Genomic DNA, 15,578 nt, shown 5'->3' with positions numbered 1-15,578 from the left:
CCCTCTCCTCAATCAACCGATGCGAGGCGCATTGCAATGAAGATCGGATTTCTCGGACTGGGCGGCATGGGCGCTGCCATGGCTGCCAACCTCATCAAGGCCGGCCACCAGGTCGTCGTGTGGAACCGCTCGCCCGGCGCCGCCGAGCCGCTGGTGGAGCTGGGCGCCACCGCCGCCGCCACCCCCGTGCAGGCGTTCGATGTCGAGCTGGTGATCTCCATGCTGGCTGACGATGCCTCCACTCGCGCCGTGCTGCTGGACAGCGGCGCACTGGCTTCGGCCAAGGCCGGGCTGGTGCACCTGAGCATGGCCACGCTGTCTACGGCCTTTGTTGGCGAGCTGATCGAGCTGCACCGTGAGCAGGGCGTCGAATTCGTCGCCGCGCCGGTATTCGGCCGTACCGATGTCGCTGCCGCCGGCAAGCTGAACATCCTGGTGGCCGGCCCCGAAGCCGCTATCGCCAAGGCGCAACCGGTACTCGACGTGCTGGGGCAGAAGACCTGGCCGCTGGGCGACGACCCGCTGCGTGCGGTCGCGGTAAAGATCGCCGGCAACTTCATGATCGCCAGCGCCATCGAGGCGATGGGGGAGAGCGCCGCACTGGTGAAGACCTACGGTGTGGCGCCGGGCGAGTTCATGGAGATCATGGGCAACACCCTGTTCAACGCGCCGGTGTACCGCAACTACGGTGCGCAGATCGCCGAGCAGCGCTTCGACCCGGCCGGATTCCGCCTGGTGCTGGGGCTCAAGGATGTTGGTCTGGCGCTGTCGGCCGGGCATGAGCAGCGGGTGCCGCTGCCACTTGCCAGCCTCCTGCGTGACAACCTGCTCGAAGCCATCGCACACGGTGACGGCGAGCGGGACTGGAGCGCCCTGTCGCAGGTCGCGCTGCGCAAGTCCGGGCAGCTCTGATTCGCCCATGAAAAAGCCCGTCCTGGTGGACGGGCTTTTTTGTGCCCGCGCATTCTCCGTCTGAGGGAAAATCGCAGGCAATAAAAAACCCGCCGTTAGGCGGGTTTTTCGGGATTTGGTCGGAGCGACTGGATTCGAACCAGCGACCTTCTCGTCCCGAACGAGACGCGCTACCAAGCTGCGCTACGCTCCGTTTGATGGCGCGCATTCTACCGAAAAACTTTTGATGCACAAGGGGTTAGCGAAAATTTTTTGAAAAAAGGTTTTCGCCCCCCGTGAAAACGCGAACGCCCCGCAGACCGATCAAGGGCTGCGGGGCGTTTTCACCACCGGGAGAATCAGAGGTCCTTGACGGTCCGTACCTGATCCTTGTTCACACGGGCGGTTTTGCCATCCAGCTGTTCGAACTCATAGAAGCCGGATTCTTCGTCGTAATGGGGCTTGTCGACCGACTGAATCTCGCGACCATCGTTCAGGGTGATGACCGACGGAGTGGAGCAACCAGCGAGCACTCCAAAGCCCAGGGCGAGCAGGAAGGCGGGAAGCATCCGTTTGTTCATGGGTGAATCTCCTGATGGGCGAACAAAAAAGTACGAAAAGTCTGACCGGGAGCTTTGCAGCATAGTTCCCGGAAAATTTTCGACTCTGTCGCTATCGGGCGTGATAGAGCAGCTCCGGGGTGTTCAGATTGGCCAGTCGCGGGTCGTCGGCCGGGCAGTCCACCGCCTGCAGGCCGAGGTTCGAGAAAACGTGGCGCGGGCTGCGGTCGCCCTGGTCCCAGGCTTCCTCTATCTGGGCGCGCAGCGCCACCGGGATGATGCTGAACAGCGGTTCCCACTGCGTGCCGCAGCGCAGCATGTGGACGATGTCCGGCGCTGCGGCGGATGCGCGCAGCAGGCGCTCCAGCAAGTCGGCATCCAGGCGCGGCGCATCGCAGGGCAGTACCAACAGGTGGGTGTGGCGTGCGCTGGCCAGGCCCGCGCGGATGCCGGCGAGCGGGCCGGGGAAGTCCGTACTGTCGTCCTGCACCAGACGGTCGGCGAAGCCGGCATAGACGTCCGCGTTGCGGTTGCAGGAGATGATCAGGTCGTCGCTGAAGGGGCGGGCGAGGGTGGCGGCGTAGCTCACCAGCGGGCGGCCCTGCCACTCCAGCAGGCCCTTGTCCTGGCCGCCCATGCGCTGGCCGCGTCCTCCGGCGAGAATCAGGACGGAACAGAGGGGCAGCGGGGCTTGTGGCATGTCAGGGTCTCCGGGGCGGGCCTGTGATATAACACCGCGCATTCCAACCTCACAAGCAAGGGCCCTCATCATGAGCCACAAGGCCGAGCAGCCATTCGTCCCGCTGAACATCGCCGTCCTCACTGTCAGCGACACCCGCACCCTGGAAACCGACACCTCCGGCCAGCTGTTCGTCGACCGCCTGAAGGCCGCCGGCCATAACCTGGCCGCCCGCGTCCTGCTCAAGGATGACCTGTATCGAATCCGCGCCCAGGTCGCGACCTGGATCGCCGAGGACGAAGTGCAGGTCGTGCTGGTGACCGGCGGCACCGGCTTCACCGGCCGCGACAGCACCCCGGAGGCCGTGACCTGCCTGCTGGACAAGGTGGTGGACGGTTTCGGCGAGCTGTTCCGGCAGATTTCCGTGGCCGACATCGGCACCTCCACCGTGCAGTCCCGCGCGCTGGCCGGCCTCTCCAACGGCACCTTGGTCTGCTGCCTGCCGGGCTCCACCAATGCCTGTCGCACCGCCTGGGACGGCATCCTCGGCGAGCAACTGGATGCCAGCCACCGCCCCTGCAACTTCGTGCCTCACCTGAAGAAGGCGGCGCCCTGCGAGAGCCGCGGATGAGCTGCTGCGACAAGCCGGGACTGCTGCCGGTCGAGGACGCCCTGACGCGCCTGCTGAGCCTGGCGGAGCAGTCTCCGATCCTCGATACCGAAGTCCTGCCGCTGAGCGAGGCTGACGGCCGCGTGCTCGCCGAGCCGCTGCTCGCCGGGCTGGACCTGCCGCCGTGGCCGAACAGTGCGATGGACGGCTATGCGCTGCGCCAGGCCGACTGGCAGGGCGAGCCGCTGTCGGTCAGCCAGAAAATCTTCGCCGGGCAGGCGGGCGAGCCGCTGCAGTCGGGCACCTGCGTGCGCATCTTTACCGGCGCACCGGTGCCTGAGGGCGCCGATTGCGTCGAGATGCAGGAAAACGTCGAGGTGCTGGAGGACGGCCGCGTGCGTTTCCTCGAAGCGCTCAAGGTGGGTCAGCATGTACGCCCGCAAGGCCAGGAGACCCGCAAGGGCGACTGTGTGCTGCCGGCCGGCACGCGTCTGGGGCCGATCGAGATCGGCCTGGCCGCATCCCTCGGCCGAGCCGAGCTGACTGTGCGCCGCCGTCCGCGCGTGGCGCTGCTGTCCACCGGTGATGAACTGGTCGAGCCGGGCAAGCCGCTGGCGCTCGGGCAGATCTACAACAGCAACCGCCATCTGCTGCGCACCTGGCTGCAGCGCTTCGGTTGTGAGGTCGTGGACGCGGGAATCCTTCCGGACGACCTGGAGCGTACCCGCGCTGCCTTGGCCGGCTTGTCAAATGTCGACCTGATCCTTTCCACCGGTGGCGTCTCCGTCGGCGAGGCGGACTTCCTCGGTGCGGCCCTGCGCGAAGCGGGCGAGCTGGCGCTGTGGAAACTGGCGATCAAGCCGGGCAAGCCTCTGACCGTCGGCCACTACCAGCAGGTGCCGGTGATCGGCCTGCCAGGTAATCCCGCCTCCACCCTGGTGACCTTCGCGCTGTTGGCGCGGCCCTACCTGATGCGTCGCCTCGGCATGCAGAAGGTCGAGCCGCTGCGCCTGCAGGTGCCGGCCGGGTTCAACTGGACCAAGCCGGGCAACCGCCGCGAGTACCTACGCGCGCGCCTGGAGAGTGGCCGTGCGGTGCCTTATGCCAACCAGAGCTCCGGTGTGCTGCGCAGCGCCGCCTGGGCCGAAGGGCTGGCGGAAGTGCGCGAGGGGACGACGCTGGTCGAAGGCGATTGGCTGACCTTCATTCCGTTCAGCGAACTGCTGGACTGAGCGCCAGGAACCCCATGAAAAACGCCGGTCTCAGACCGGCGTTTTTTTATGCTGCTGGCGATACTCGCCGGGCGTCTGGTCGGTCCAGCCCTTGAAGCTGCGGTGGAACGAGCGCGACTCGGTGAAGCCCAGGTACTGGGCGATATCCTGGATCGGCAGGTCGCTGTGCACCAGGTAATGCTCGGCCAGCTCCTGGCGCAGTTCGTCGAGGATCTGCTGGTAGCTGGTGCCGGCCTGCTGCAGGTGGCGCTGCAGGGTGCGCACGGTCATCTCGAAGCGCTCGGCGACGCGCTCCTTGCGCGGCAGGCCGTCCTTGAGCAGCAGGCGCAGGGCGTTCTTCACCCGCAGCGGCAGCGGCTCGTCGTCGTCCAATTCGGCCATCAGCGCCAGGGCGTGTTCTTCCAGGGTGCGCAGCAGGTTGGCGTCGGCCTGGCGCAGCGGGTAGCTGAGCAGTTGCAGGGGCACCAGCAGGGCGCTGAAGGGTTGCTCGAAGCGCACCGGGCAGCCGAACAGCTGTTCGTATTCGGCGACGTCGGTGCCCTCGGGCTGCGCGTGCTCGAACCAGACTTCCTGCGGCGAGCCATTGGTGTCGGCGATCCAGCGCGCATAGAGCAGCCAGGACGCCAGTACGTTCTCCACCATGTGCCGGCGAATCTTCGCCGCCTCGTGGCGGCAGTTCCAGATCAGCTTGATGTGGCCTTCGCCCGGCTCCAGGCGGCTGACGCCCATGTCGCCGACCAGCTTCTCGTAGGGAATGATGCGGCCCATGGCTTCGCCCAGGTTGGCGCAGTTCATGGTGATGTAGCCCAGCACGCTCCACGAGCCCGGCTGCACGAAGCGCGCCGAGTGCAGGCCGAACAGCGGATCGCCGGAGTGCGCGCAAAGGTGCTGCAACAGGCGCTCGTGGGCCTCGCTGGGCAGGCGCTGGCTGTTGTCGCTCAGTTGCGAGCGTTCAAGGCCCGCAGCCTGGAGGGCGACGTCCAGGTCCATGCCGAGGGATTCGGCGTGGCGCAGGTATTTCAGCAGTGCGGGGACGGATGTGTAGCCGAGGGAATGCATGGCGTGAGTTCTTGTTCTTCGGTGTCTCGATCGGCAACTGCGCCTGTCTTGATCCGACAGTGACAGGGCAGGGCGGCTGGCTAGTATAGGCAGCCATCAAGCGGCACCGAAATAGCAATCGAATTAGCGGGTTCAGACCCTGAACAAGAAGGAGCGGGCATGCGACGCTGGAACGGCTGGGGTGAAGAAACGACGGTGGTGGAATTGCCCGGCAACGGGCGTGATTTTCTCGCCGAACTGGTTGGCCCCGGCCTGACGCTGCCGGACGCGACGCTGGAAGAGGTGCTGGCCAAGGTGCCGGCCTCGCGCCTGCCCGAGCACCCGCTGGTGGTGCGCGAAGCCCGTGACCGCCTGCTGCACGCCCGCGGCCAGAGCCTGCCGGACTGGCTGGCGATGCGCGAAGGCGACTTCGGCGTGTTCCCCGATGGCGTGGCCTATCCGCAGACCGCCGAGCAGATCCGCGAGTTGCTTAAGTTCGCCGAGCTCTGGGACTGCCTGGTGATCCCCTACGGTGGCGGCACCTCGGTGGCTGGCCACATCAACCCGCCGACGTCCGACAAGGCGGTGCTCACCGTTTCCCTGGAGCATATGAACCGCCTGCTGGAGCTGGACGAACAGAGCCTGATCGCCACCTTCGGCCCCGGCGCCAATGGCCCGCAGGTGGAAAGCCAGCTGCGCGCCCGTGGCTATACCCTCGGCCACTTCCCGCAGTCCTGGGAGCTCTCCACCCTCGGCGGCTGGGTCGCCAGCCGCTCCAGCGGTCAGCAGTCGCTGCGTTACGGGCGCATCGAGCAGCTGTTTGCCGGCGGCACCCTGGAAACCTTCGCCGGCAGCCTGGAAATCCCGACCTTCCCGGCATCCTCCGCCGGCCCCGACCTGCGCGAAGTGGTGATGGGCTCCGAAGGCCGCTTCGGCATTCTGTCGTCGGTGAAGGTGCGGGTCACACGCATCGCCGAGGACGAGCGCTTCTACGCGGTGTTCCTGCCGTCCTGGGAGCAGGCGCTGGAAGGCATCCGCACCCTGGTGCAGGCGCGTGTACCGCTGTCCATGCTGCGTCTGTCCAACGCCGTGGAAACCACCACCCAGCTCGCGCTGGCCGGCCATCCGGGGCAGATTGCCTGGCTGGAGCGCTACCTGAAGCTGCGCGGTGCGGCCGAGGGCAAGTGCATGCTGACCTTCGGCGTCACCGGCGACCGCGCCCAGAACGCGACCTCGCTGCGTGCCGCGCGGCGCATTCTCAAGGCCTTTGGCGGCGTGTTCACCGGCACCCTGCTGGGCAAGAAGTGGGCACAGAACCGCTTCCGCTTCCCCTATCTGCGCGAGGCACTGTGGGAGAACGGCTACGCGGTCGACACCCTGGAAACCGCTACCGACTGGTCCAACGTCGACAACCTGCTGAACCGCATCGAGGCCAGCCTGCGCGAGGGCCTGGCCGCCGAGGGCGAGCGCGTGCACGTATTCACCCACTTGTCCCACGTCTACGGCGAAGGCTCGAGCATCTACACCACCTACGTGTTCCGCCCGGCGGCCAGCTATACGGAAACCCACGAGCGCTGGCGCAAGCTCAAGCACGCCGCCAGCCAGACCATCGCCAACAACCGCGGCACCATCAGCCACCAGCACGGCGTCGGCAAGGATCACGCGCCCTATATGCCGGTGGAGAAGGGGCCGCTGGGCATGGCGGCGATCAAGGCGCTGGCCGGGCATTTCGACCCGTCCGGCCGGCTGAACCCCGGCACCCTGCTGCAGGACTGAGCCCATGCCTGCCTGGAATGCGGCATGGCGCGCCAAGGCGTTGCCGGAGCTGGCGGCGCGCGACTGGGACCTGATCGTGGTCGGCGGCGGCATCACCGGCGCCGGCATCCTGCGCGAAGCCGCGCGGCGTGGCTGGCGTTGCCTGCTGGTCGAGCAGCGTGACTTCGCCTGGGGCACTTCCAGTCGCTCGTCGAAGATGGTCCACGGCGGCCTGCGCTACATCGCCAAGGGCCAGTTCGCCCTGACCCGCGACTCGGTACGCGAGCGCCAGCGCCTGCTGGGCGAGGCGCCGGGGCTGGTCGATCCGTTGAGTTTCATCATGCCGCACTACCAGGGCGGCTTCCCCGGTCCGCGCGTGTTCGGCACGTTGCTGTCGCTGTACGACGCGTTGGCGGGGCGGCGCAATCATCTGTTCCATCGCCTGGAAGAGCTGCGTTACCTGGCACCGGGCTTGAAGGAAGATCGCCTGCTGGGCGGCACGCGCTTCCAGGACGCGGTCACCGATGACGCACGCCTGGTGATGCGCGTGCTCGGCGAAGCGCGCGCCGAAGGCGCAGAGGCTCTGAACGGCCTGAAAGTGATCGAGCTGGATCGCCGTGACCGCCGTGTCCAGGGGCTGGTCGCCGAGGACAGCGAAAGCGGCGAGCGCTTCACCTTCCGCACCCGTGCCGTTGCGCTGGCCACCGGCGCCTGGGCCGATGCCTTGCGGCAGAAGCACGGTAGCGAGCACATCCGCCCCCTGCGCGGCAGCCACCTGCTGCTGCCAGCCTGGCGTCTGCCGGTCGCTCACGCCTTCAGCTTCATGCACGGGCAGGACAGACGCCCGGTGTTCGTTTTCCCCTGGGAAGGCGCGACCGTGGTCGGCACCACCGACCTCGATCACCGCGACACGCTGGACGACGACGCCGCCATCAGCCGAGAGGAAGTGGATTACCTGCTGGCGGCCTGCACGCAGCAGTTTCCGTCTGCCCAGATCAGCGCAGCGGATGTGCGCTCCACCTGGGCCGGCGTGCGCCCAGTGGTCAGCGATGGCGCGCCATCGCTCAAGCCATCGGACGAAAAGCGCGAACACGCGCTGTGGGTCGAGCCCGGCTGCGTAACCCTGGCCGGCGGCAAACTCACGACCTTCCGCCTGCTGGCGCTGGAAGTACTCGCGGCCTGCGCACCGATGCTGGAGCGCCCGCTGGAAGCGGCGGGAGAACAGGTCTTCGAAACTGTCGAAGCGGTCGATCTGCCCGGGCTGACCCCGCCGCAGCAGACCCGTCTGCGCGGCCGCCATGGTCGCGCATTACCCGAACTGGCGCGGGTGCTCAAAGCCGTGGGCAGCGAGTGCATCGGCCATACCGACTCCCTCTGGGCCGAACTGGCCTGGGCGGCGGAAGGCGAGCTGGTGCTGCACCTGGACGACCTGCTGCTGCGCCGTACCCGCGTCGGCCTGCTGCTGGCCGACGGCGGCGCCCACGAGCTGCCGAGAATTCGCGCGCTGTGCCAGCCACGCCTGGGCTGGGACGACGCGCGCTGGAAACGCGAAGAACAGGACTATCTGGCGCTGTGGCGTCGCTGCTACAGCCTTCCGCACTGAGAGCCCCATGGACAATAAGAACTACCTGCTGGCCATCGATAATGGCACCCAGAGCGTGCGTGCGCTGCTCTTCGATCTCCAGGGCAACCTGGTAGGCAAAGGCAAGGTCGAGCTGGAAGCCTATTTCTCCTCGCAGCCCGGCTGGGCCGAGCAGCATCCGGACTACTACTGGGAGCAGTTGGGCGAGGCCTGCAAACGCCTGTGGGCCAGCGTGGACATCGACCGCAGCCGCATCCGCGGCGTCTCGCTGACGACCCAGCGCGGCACGGTGATCCACGTCGACCAGGCCGGCCAGGCCCTGCGCCCGGCGATCATCTGGCTGGACCAGCGTCGCGCCGAACTGGAGGGCTCGATCAAGGGGCCCTGGGGCTGGCTGTTCAAGCTGGTGGGCGCGCAGGGCGCGGTGGATTACTTCCGCACCCAGGCCGAAGTGAACTGGGTCGCCCAGCAGCAGCCGGACATCCACCAGCGCACGCACAAGGTGCTGCTGCTCTCCGGCTTCCTCACCCAGCGGCTGTGCGGACGCTACGTGGACTCGGTCGCCTGCAGCGTTGCCTACCTGCCGTTCGACTACAAGAAACTGCAGTGGGCCGCGCCACGCGACTGGAAGTGGCAGGCGCTGGATGTACGCCGCGAACAGCTGCCGGAACTGTTCAAGCCCGGCGAGAAACTGGGCGAGATCACTGCCGAAGCCAGCCGCCTGACCGGGATTCCCGAAGGCCTGCCGCTGATCGCCGCCGGCGCCGACAAGGCCTGCGAGGTGCTCGGCGCGGGCGCCATCGATCCGACCGTGGCCTGCCTGTCCTACGGCACCACCGCGACCATCAACACCACCCGCTCGCGCTACCTGGAGACTATTCCGCTGATCCCGCCATATCCGGCGGCGATTCCCGATCACTTCAACACAGAGGTGATGATCTACCGTGGCTTCTGGATGGTCAGCTGGTTCAAGCGCGAGTTCGGCCTGCGCGAGATGCAGCGAGCGCAGGAACTGGGCGTCGAGCCGGAGAAGCTGTTCGACGAGCTGGTCAACAGCGTGCCCGCCGGCTCCATGGGCCTGATGCTGCAACCCTACTGGACGCCGGGTATCCGCGAGCCGGGGCTGGAAGCCAAGGGCTCGATCATCGGCTTCGGCGACGTGCACACCCGTGCGCACATCTACCGTGCCATCCTCGAAGGCCTCGCCTACGCGCTGCGTCAGGGCAAGGAGCGAATCGAAAAGCGCTCCGGCACCCGCATCCAGCGCCTGCGAGTAGCCGGGGGCGGTTCGCAGAGCGATGCGGCGATGCAGCTCACCGCCGACATCTTCGGCCTGCCGGCGGAGCGCCCGCACGTCTACGAAGCTTCCGGCCTGGGCGCGGCTATCGACTGCGCGGTGGGGCTGGGGCTCTATCCGGACTTCACCAGCGCCATCGCCGCCATGACCCGCGTCGGTGACGTCTTCCACCCGCGCCCCGAGGCGCAGCGCACCTACGAGCGGCTTTACAGCGAGGTCTACCAGCGCATGTACAAGCAGCTCAAGCCGCTGTACCAGAGCATCCGGGAGATCACCGGCTACCCGGCCTGAGCCGCAAATCAAGTGGGAGGAATTCCCCTCGGGCTAGTCTGAGTCCATATCCAATGGACTCACCGGGAGGAAACCCGCCATGACGCAACCCAAGGCCCTGCTGATCCTGCATGGCAAGCAAGCCGCCAACGACGAGGTGCGCGCCGCCGTGCTGGCCACGCGTGAGGCGGGGCGGGCGCTGGATGTCAGGGTGACCTGGGAGGGGGGCGACGCCCGGCGGCTGGTGGAAGAGGGGCTGGCGGCGGGCTACACGACGCTGATCGCCGGCGGCGGCGACGGCACCGTGCGTGATGTCGCCGAAGCGCTGGCCCAGGCCGGCGGCAAGGCCAGCCTGGCGATCCTGCCGCTGGGCACCGCCAATGATTTCGCCCGCGCCGCCGGTGTGCCGCTGGAGCCGGTTGCTGCGCTGGCGCTGCTGGACATGCCGGCGCGGCCCATCGACCTGGGCGAGGTGGACGGGCAGATGTTCCTCAACATGGCCACCGGTGGCTTCGGCTCGAAGGTCACGGCCAATACCCCGGAAGACCTGAAGAAGCTGCTCGGCGGCGCGGCCTACCTGCTCACCGGGCTGACGCGATTTTCCGAGGTGCATGCGGCGCAGGGTCGCTTCACCGGGCCGGATTTCAGCTGGGAGGGCGAGTTCCTTGCCCTGGGCATCGGCAACGGCCGGCAGGCAGGCGGCGGGCACGTGCTCTGCCCGCAGGCGACGGCGGACGACGGGCTGCTGGACGTGAGCATCCTGCCGACCCCGCAGGATATGGTCGGCACGCTGGGTGCCTTGCTCGGCAGTGGCTTCGGCACCCAGGATGTGTTCATCCGCGCGCGGGTGCCCTGGGTAGAGGTGGAGGCCCGCGAGGGGCTGGACGTCAACCTCGACGGCGAACCCTTGGAGGGCCGCAAGCTGCGCTTCGAGATACGCCCGGCGGCACTCTCCATGCACCTGCCGGCGGATTCGCCGCTGCTCTCGGCCACTGGGCGGCTCGGCACGCCGAAGGGCTGATCGGTCTGGCCCGGACCGGGCAAGTCGTGCATGATGGCGCACGGCCAGTATCTTGTTCCGCAAGATGCGGCCGATAGCGTTCCCGCACGACTCATTCCGAATCTGGAGCAGGCATGGCCGGTATTCTCGACACTGTCGATCAACGCACCCAACTGGTAGGCGAGAACCGCCTGGAAATCCTGGTCTTCCGCCTGGCCGGGCGGCAGCAGTTCGCGATCAACGTGTTCAAGGTGCAGGAAGTGCTGCAACTGCCGCGCCTGACCCTGATCCCGCAGCGCCATCCGATGATCTGCGGGGTGATCAACCTGCGCGGCCAGACCCTGCCGGTGATCGACCTGTCGCGTGCCATCGGCATGCGCGCGCTGACTCCGGATGCCAACAGCACCATCATCGTCACCGAGTACAACCGCTCGGTGCAGGCGTTCCTGGTGGGTGGGGTGGAGCGCATCCTCAACCTCAACTGGGAGTCGATCCAGCCGCCGCCCGGTGGCGCCGGCCGCCAGCATTACCTGACCGCGATCACCAAGGTGGAAGACCGCCTGGTGGAGATCATCGACGTGGAAAAGGTGCTGGCCGAGATCGTGCCGATGAACACCCGCGTCTCCAGCGACCGCCTGGACGACAAGCTGCTCAGCCAGACCCGTGGCCGCGAAGTGCTGGTCGTGGATGACTCCAGCGTCGCTATCTCCCAACTACGTGACACGCTTGGCCAGCTCGGCCTGCGTCTCAATGTGGCGACCGACGGCCTGCGCGCGCTCAATCAGCTCAAGCGCTGGGCGGACGAAGGCCACGACATGGAAGAGAAGCTGCTGATGGTCTTCACCGACGCGGAGATGCCGGAGATGGACGGCTACCGGCTGACCACCGAGATCCGCAACGACCCGCGTCTGCGTGACCTCTACGTGGTGCTGCACACCTCGCTGTCGGGCAGCTTCAACGACGCCATGGTGAAGAAGGTCGGCTGCGACGACTTCCTCTCCAAGTTCCAGCCGGACCAGCTGGTGGAAGTGGTGCGCCGGCGGTTGCAGAAAGTCCCGGCATAATCACGCCTCATGACCGCCGGCCTTGCCGGCGGTTCGCGGGCATGGCCCGCTCCTACAGGGTGGGCTCTACGCCGCACCTGTAGGAGCGGAGCTTCTCCGCGAATTCATTCACGGCCCCTGCGCAGCATCCGGCATGTCTGTAGGAACGGGCCATGCCCGCGACAAATGCGCCCCCATTGCTAGACGCCCGTCCCACGCCGTATAAGGTCGCTTTCGCCTGCATGAAAGGAAGCCTGTGATGTACAGCCTGAGCGAGCTCTACCGCTACCCGGTCAAGTCCACCGCCTACGAGCCCCTGGAATCCGTCCGCCTGGACACCCTGGGCCTGGAGGGGGATCGACGCTGGATGGTGGTCGAAGCGTCCAACGGCCGCTTCCTGACCCAGCGCCTGCTGCCGCAGATGGGGCGTATCGAGGCGCGCTGGCAGGATGACTTCCATGGCCTGCGCCTGCGTGCACCGGGAATGCAAGACCTCTTCGTGTCAGTGCCTGAAAGCGACGCCAACCTGCGCGGCGTGCTGATCTGGCGCGACATGCTGCAGGTGCCGGACGCCGGCGATGAGGCCGCGCAGTGGCTGAGCAACTTCCTCGGCCGCGACGTGCGCCTGGTGCAGATGCCCGAGCAGCGCGCGCGGCAGGTCGACACCGCCTACGCCGAACCCGGCGAGCACGTGCATTTCGCCGATGGCTTCCCGCTGCTGCTGATCGGCCAGGGTTCGCTGGACGATCTGTCGGCCAAGGTTGGCCGCCCGCTGGAGATGCTGCGCTTCCGCCCGAACCTGGTGGTCACCGGCGCCGAGCCCTTCGCCGAAGACGGCTGGAAACGCATCCGTATCGGCGACGTCACCTTCAAGGTGGCCAAGCCCTGCTCGCGCTGCATCCTCACCACCATCGACCCGCACACCGGCGAGCGCGACGCCGCCCGCGAGCCGCTGGCAACCCTGCTGGGCTATCGCAACGTCAATGGCGAAGCCTTGTTTGGCCAGAACCTGCTGGCGGAGAACCGTGGCGAGCTGAGACTGGGCATGCCGGTGGAAGTACTGGGATAACGCTGGAATGACGCTGAGGTGGCGCGCCCGGACGGGCGCGCCGGATGACGCGGAACTTACAGCTTGCTGTCGACGCAACCGGTGCTCTGGCACTCGCGCTCACGCTCGCGCAGCACGACCAGGCGCTCGTTGGTCTTGTCCACGGCGCACTGCAGGTTGACGAAGTAGCCGCCGTCGCGCTCGTAGCTGCACTGGGCATCGCGGTCCTTGATCCAGGCGATCTGGCTCTTCTTCAGCGCGGCCTTCTGGCCGTCGTTGAGCATTTTGCGCAGAGTGCCGAATTCATTGTTCAGCTCGCGGTCCACCTGGGCGTATTCGGTGCTCAGGCAGTACACGCTGTCGAAGGCGTTGCGCGGCTTCTCGCACGCTGCAAGGGCATGGCCTGCGCTGAGCAGGCCGGCAGCCAGGACGGTGAGGGAGAGGAGCGACTGGCGCATGGAATTTCCTTTTCCTTGAGGGGATGAAGACCGCCCGGCGGGTGCCGGGCGGGGGAGTGGATCAGAGTTCGTCGAAGAAGCGTTCGTGCCAGTCGACGATGGGTTGCGGCGCGTTGAGCTTCTGCCCGTAGATCACCGCGTAGGACAGCACGTTCTGCACGTAGGAACGGGTCTCGTCGAACGGAATGGTCTCGACCCAGACGTCGAAGGCCAGGTGACGCGCATCCTTCAGCCATTGGCGCACACGGCCGGGGCCGGCGTTGTAGGCGGCGGTGGCGAGCACGCGGTTGCCGTTGAACTGACCGTGCACCTGGCTCAGGTAGGCGGCACCGAGCTGGATGTTCACGTCCGGCACGATCAGCTGCTGCGGCGAAGCCAGCGGGATGCCGAACTTCTTCGAGGTTTCCTTGGCGGTGGCCGGCATCAGCTGCATCAGGCCGGTGGCGCCGACGCCGGAGCGCGCATCGGACATGAAGGCGCTTTCCTGGCGGGTGATGGCGAATACCCAGCTGGAGTGCAGGCCGCGATTGCGCGCCTCGCGCACCAGGGTGTTGCGGTAGGCCATGGGGAAGCGGATATCGAGGTCGTCCCAGTACTTGGCCTGGCTGATCGCGCGGATGGCCGGGAAGTACCACTGCATGTCGTAGGCGATCTTCGCCTGGGCCAGCAGTTCGTCGTGGCTCAGGTGGCGGGCCGCGTGGTACCACTCGCGGCGGGCGTTGATGATCTCGCCACGGGCGTAGAACTCCAGGGCGCGGCGGGTGCTCGGTGCGTTGCGCACGCGCTGCATCGTCCCGGCATCGGGCGAAACAGGTCGATTGTTGAGCTGGTAGGGGGCGTTGATCCGGTCGGCGGCGAGGAAGCCGTAGAAATCACGCTCGCCGGCCACTGGCTGGTACAGGCTGATGGCCTGCTTGTTCTGCGGCTGCGCCAGTTGCAGCGAGCGAGCCTGCCAGTACTTCCAGCGATTGGTCTCGGCCAGCGAGGGCGGCAGGGCGCGGGTCAGTTCGTAGGCTTCTTCCCAGCGGCCCAGGCGCAGCAGCAGGCGCAGGCGCCATTCGGTGACGGTGTCGTCGCGCAGTTGCGGGTCGTACTTGACCATCATCGGCAGCGCGCGCGGGTCATAGCGGCGCGCCAGGCTCAGGCCGATCTCGCGGGCGATGGAGACTTTCTCGTCGCTGGAGAAGGGCAGCACCGAGCTGTAGTAGTCCAGCAGGTTGATGGCCTTTTCCGGGTCCTGCTTGGCCAGGCGGCGCAGGCCCAGGCCGACGACATCGGCGGTGGCGTGGTCGCGGGCGCTGAAGCGGGTGGTCTGGCTCAGCTGAGAAGGATTCTGCGCCACGTTGACCATCAGCGCGCCCTGGCTGCCAAGGGTCGGTAGACGCTTGGAGAGCACGGTGGCGAGGCTGTAATTGCCTTTCTCGGCGGCCAGCTTCAGGCGCTTCCAGACCTTCTCCTCGGTGAGCTGGCCGTCGGCCTGCCACATGGCGAAGGTGGTGTCGCAGGCATCAGGCTGCGGCTTGCCCACCAGCCAGAGCTTCTCGGCGGTGGCGTAGCCGTCGGCCTTGTTGCCGTGGCCGAGCTGATACTGGCCGTAGAGGCAGTCCAGCTCGGTGAAGTTCATCTTCGGGTCGTAATAACGGACGAAGGTATTCCAGTCGCCACGATCGGCCAGCTGGCGCATCCAGCGCAGTTTCAGCCAGTTGATCTGCGGCAGGTCGCCGTGCTGCTCGATGAAGCGCTCGATCTCGGGATTGCTGGCGCTTTTAAGACGGTTGGTCAGCTCGTCGTAGGCCAGATACGGCTGCAGCGGATAATCCGCCAGTGCCGACTGATAGGTGAAGTACGGGCCGCTGTCGCCGCGTGCAAGTGCCTTCTGCGCCTCGTCGTACATCTGGCGCTGCTGGGGCAGGGACGCTGCGTTGGCTGTCGAAGCGGACAGGCTGAGGATCAGGCAGGAAAACAGTGAGAAAAGGCGACCGCGCATGGCTCTTCCGGGAAGATGATCGGTGGGCGCTGGATGGCGCGCGCCCGCTGCCGGGTAGCTTAGCCTGTTGCGCGCGGGGGGTGAAAGCGCCACCAGGGCTGCCTGACTCAAAGGCGGACGAATGTCTC

Annotated in this window: 15 protein-coding genes and 1 tRNA gene; 10 read left to right on the top strand and 6 right to left on the bottom strand. The window is 66.9% G+C overall.

The window, feature by feature from the left end; translation table 11 throughout:
- Positions 1–36: 36 nt before the first annotated feature.
- A complete protein-coding gene (locus ABKS89_RS20700; protein ID WP_348586872.1) occupies positions 37–912 on the top strand; it encodes an NAD(P)-dependent oxidoreductase in 876 nt (291 codons plus the stop codon).
- 116 nt (positions 913–1,028) lie between these two features.
- On the opposite strand, the gene ABKS89_RS20695 is transcribed toward ABKS89_RS20700, so the two are convergent.
- The 3 genes from ABKS89_RS20695 to mobA all read right to left on the bottom strand — a co-directional run bounded on the left by ABKS89_RS20695 (position 1,029) and on the right by mobA (position 2,151).
- Positions 1,029–1,105, bottom strand: a tRNA-Pro gene (locus tag ABKS89_RS20695).
- 145 nt (positions 1,106–1,250) lie between these two features.
- The gene (locus ABKS89_RS20690; protein WP_348586870.1) at positions 1,251–1,472 is read right to left on the bottom strand and encodes a YgdI/YgdR family lipoprotein; all 222 of its coding nucleotides are present in this window, start codon (positions 1,470–1,472) and stop codon (positions 1,251–1,253) included.
- 91 nt (positions 1,473–1,563) lie between these two features.
- The gene (gene mobA / locus ABKS89_RS20685) at positions 1,564–2,151 is read right to left on the bottom strand and encodes a molybdenum cofactor guanylyltransferase MobA (RefSeq protein WP_138214960.1); all 588 of its coding nucleotides are present in this window, start codon (positions 2,149–2,151) and stop codon (positions 1,564–1,566) included.
- Positions 2,152–2,221: 70 nt separating this feature from the next.
- On the opposite strand from mobA, the gene moaB reads away from it, so the two are divergent.
- Entirely contained in the window at positions 2,222–2,761 is a 540-nt protein-coding gene (moaB, locus tag ABKS89_RS20680; RefSeq protein WP_081519428.1) for a molybdenum cofactor biosynthesis protein B, read from the top strand.
- The gene (locus tag ABKS89_RS20675; RefSeq protein WP_348586868.1) at positions 2,758–3,972 is read left to right on the top strand and encodes a molybdopterin molybdotransferase MoeA; all 1,215 of its coding nucleotides are present in this window, start codon (positions 2,758–2,760) and stop codon (positions 3,970–3,972) included. The genes moaB and ABKS89_RS20675 overlap by 4 nt, the downstream gene beginning before the upstream one ends.
- 30 nt (positions 3,973–4,002) lie before the next feature.
- Here the strand turns inward: ABKS89_RS20675 and gliR are convergent, their stop codons facing one another.
- The gene (gene gliR / locus ABKS89_RS20670) at positions 4,003–5,031 is read right to left on the bottom strand and encodes an AraC family transcriptional regulator GliR (protein ID WP_138214958.1); all 1,029 of its coding nucleotides are present in this window, start codon (positions 5,029–5,031) and stop codon (positions 4,003–4,005) included.
- Positions 5,032–5,190: 159 nt separating this feature from the next.
- On the opposite strand from gliR, the gene ABKS89_RS20665 reads away from it, so the two are divergent.
- The 7 genes from ABKS89_RS20665 (at position 5,191) to ABKS89_RS20635 (ending at position 13,026) form a co-directional block, all read left to right on the top strand.
- Positions 5,191–6,786, top strand: coding sequence for an FAD-binding oxidoreductase (locus tag ABKS89_RS20665; protein WP_138214957.1), 1,596 nt, complete (start codon positions 5,191–5,193; stop codon positions 6,784–6,786).
- Positions 6,787–6,790: 4 nt separating this feature from the next.
- A complete protein-coding gene (locus ABKS89_RS20660) occupies positions 6,791–8,368 on the top strand; it encodes a glycerol-3-phosphate dehydrogenase/oxidase (RefSeq protein ID WP_348586866.1) in 1,578 nt (525 codons plus the stop codon).
- Positions 8,369–8,375: 7 nt separating this feature from the next.
- Positions 8,376–9,935, top strand: coding sequence for an FGGY-family carbohydrate kinase (locus ABKS89_RS20655; RefSeq protein WP_138214955.1), 1,560 nt, complete (start codon positions 8,376–8,378; stop codon positions 9,933–9,935).
- Between the two features lie 79 nt (positions 9,936–10,014).
- On the top strand, positions 10,015–10,935 hold the full coding sequence (gene yegS, locus ABKS89_RS20650) for a lipid kinase YegS (RefSeq protein WP_138214954.1): 921 nt from the start codon (positions 10,015–10,017) through the stop codon (positions 10,933–10,935).
- Between the two features lie 30 nt (positions 10,936–10,965).
- Positions 10,966–11,094, top strand: coding sequence for a hypothetical protein (locus ABKS89_RS20645; RefSeq protein WP_518300959.1), 129 nt, complete (start codon positions 10,966–10,968; stop codon positions 11,092–11,094).
- A complete protein-coding gene (locus ABKS89_RS20640) occupies positions 11,049–11,978 on the top strand; it encodes a chemotaxis protein CheV (protein WP_138214953.1) in 930 nt (309 codons plus the stop codon). Before ABKS89_RS20645 ends, ABKS89_RS20640 begins: the two co-directional genes overlap by 46 nt.
- A gap of 238 nt (positions 11,979–12,216) precedes the next feature.
- Positions 12,217–13,026, top strand: coding sequence for an MOSC domain-containing protein (locus tag ABKS89_RS20635; protein WP_348586864.1), 810 nt, complete (start codon positions 12,217–12,219; stop codon positions 13,024–13,026).
- Between the two features lie 56 nt (positions 13,027–13,082).
- Here the strand turns inward: ABKS89_RS20635 and ABKS89_RS20630 are convergent, their stop codons facing one another.
- Complete coding sequence (locus ABKS89_RS20630) at positions 13,083–13,463, bottom strand: lysozyme inhibitor LprI family protein (RefSeq protein WP_138214951.1); 381 nt, start codon at positions 13,461–13,463, stop codon at positions 13,083–13,085.
- Positions 13,464–13,524: 61 nt separating this feature from the next.
- The gene (locus ABKS89_RS20625) at positions 13,525–15,450 is read right to left on the bottom strand and encodes a transglycosylase SLT domain-containing protein (RefSeq protein ID WP_348586863.1); all 1,926 of its coding nucleotides are present in this window, start codon (positions 15,448–15,450) and stop codon (positions 13,525–13,527) included.
- Between the last annotated feature and the right edge of the window lie 128 nt (positions 15,451–15,578).

This window comes from Pseudomonas sp. LABIM340 (assembly GCF_040017195.2).
Lineage (GTDB): Bacteria > Pseudomonadota > Gammaproteobacteria > Pseudomonadales > Pseudomonadaceae > Pseudomonas.
Note: the sequence above shows the minus strand (reverse complement) of the source record. Positions and strands in the feature narration are given on the sequence as shown.

What these genes read in the sequence shown, in the direction of transcription:
- ABKS89_RS20700 (WP_348586872.1), top strand. Translation starts at nt 37, where the DNA reads ATGAAGATCGGATTTCTCGGACTGGGCGGCATGGGCGCTGCCATGGCT.
- ABKS89_RS20690 (WP_348586870.1), bottom strand. Translation starts at nt 1,472, where the DNA reads ATGAACAAACGGATGCTTCCCGCCTTCCTGCTCGCCCTGGGCTTTGGA.
- mobA (WP_138214960.1), bottom strand. Translation starts at nt 2,151, where the DNA reads ATGCCACAAGCCCCGCTGCCCCTCTGTTCCGTCCTGATTCTCGCCGGA.
- moaB (WP_081519428.1), top strand. Translation starts at nt 2,222, where the DNA reads ATGAGCCACAAGGCCGAGCAGCCATTCGTCCCGCTGAACATCGCCGTC.
- ABKS89_RS20675 (WP_348586868.1), top strand. Translation starts at nt 2,758, where the DNA reads ATGAGCTGCTGCGACAAGCCGGGACTGCTGCCGGTCGAGGACGCCCTG.
- gliR (WP_138214958.1), bottom strand. Translation starts at nt 5,031, where the DNA reads ATGCATTCCCTCGGCTACACATCCGTCCCCGCACTGCTGAAATACCTG.
- ABKS89_RS20665 (WP_138214957.1), top strand. Translation starts at nt 5,191, where the DNA reads ATGCGACGCTGGAACGGCTGGGGTGAAGAAACGACGGTGGTGGAATTG.
- ABKS89_RS20660 (WP_348586866.1), top strand. Translation starts at nt 6,791, where the DNA reads ATGCCTGCCTGGAATGCGGCATGGCGCGCCAAGGCGTTGCCGGAGCTG.
- ABKS89_RS20655 (WP_138214955.1), top strand. Translation starts at nt 8,376, where the DNA reads ATGGACAATAAGAACTACCTGCTGGCCATCGATAATGGCACCCAGAGC.
- yegS (WP_138214954.1), top strand. Translation starts at nt 10,015, where the DNA reads ATGACGCAACCCAAGGCCCTGCTGATCCTGCATGGCAAGCAAGCCGCC.
- ABKS89_RS20645 (WP_518300959.1), top strand. Translation starts at nt 10,966, where the DNA reads ATGATGGCGCACGGCCAGTATCTTGTTCCGCAAGATGCGGCCGATAGC.
- ABKS89_RS20640 (WP_138214953.1), top strand. Translation starts at nt 11,049, where the DNA reads ATGGCCGGTATTCTCGACACTGTCGATCAACGCACCCAACTGGTAGGC.
- ABKS89_RS20635 (WP_348586864.1), top strand. Translation starts at nt 12,217, where the DNA reads ATGTACAGCCTGAGCGAGCTCTACCGCTACCCGGTCAAGTCCACCGCC.
- ABKS89_RS20630 (WP_138214951.1), bottom strand. Translation starts at nt 13,463, where the DNA reads ATGCGCCAGTCGCTCCTCTCCCTCACCGTCCTGGCTGCCGGCCTGCTC.
- ABKS89_RS20625 (WP_348586863.1), bottom strand. Translation starts at nt 15,450, where the DNA reads ATGCGCGGTCGCCTTTTCTCACTGTTTTCCTGCCTGATCCTCAGCCTG.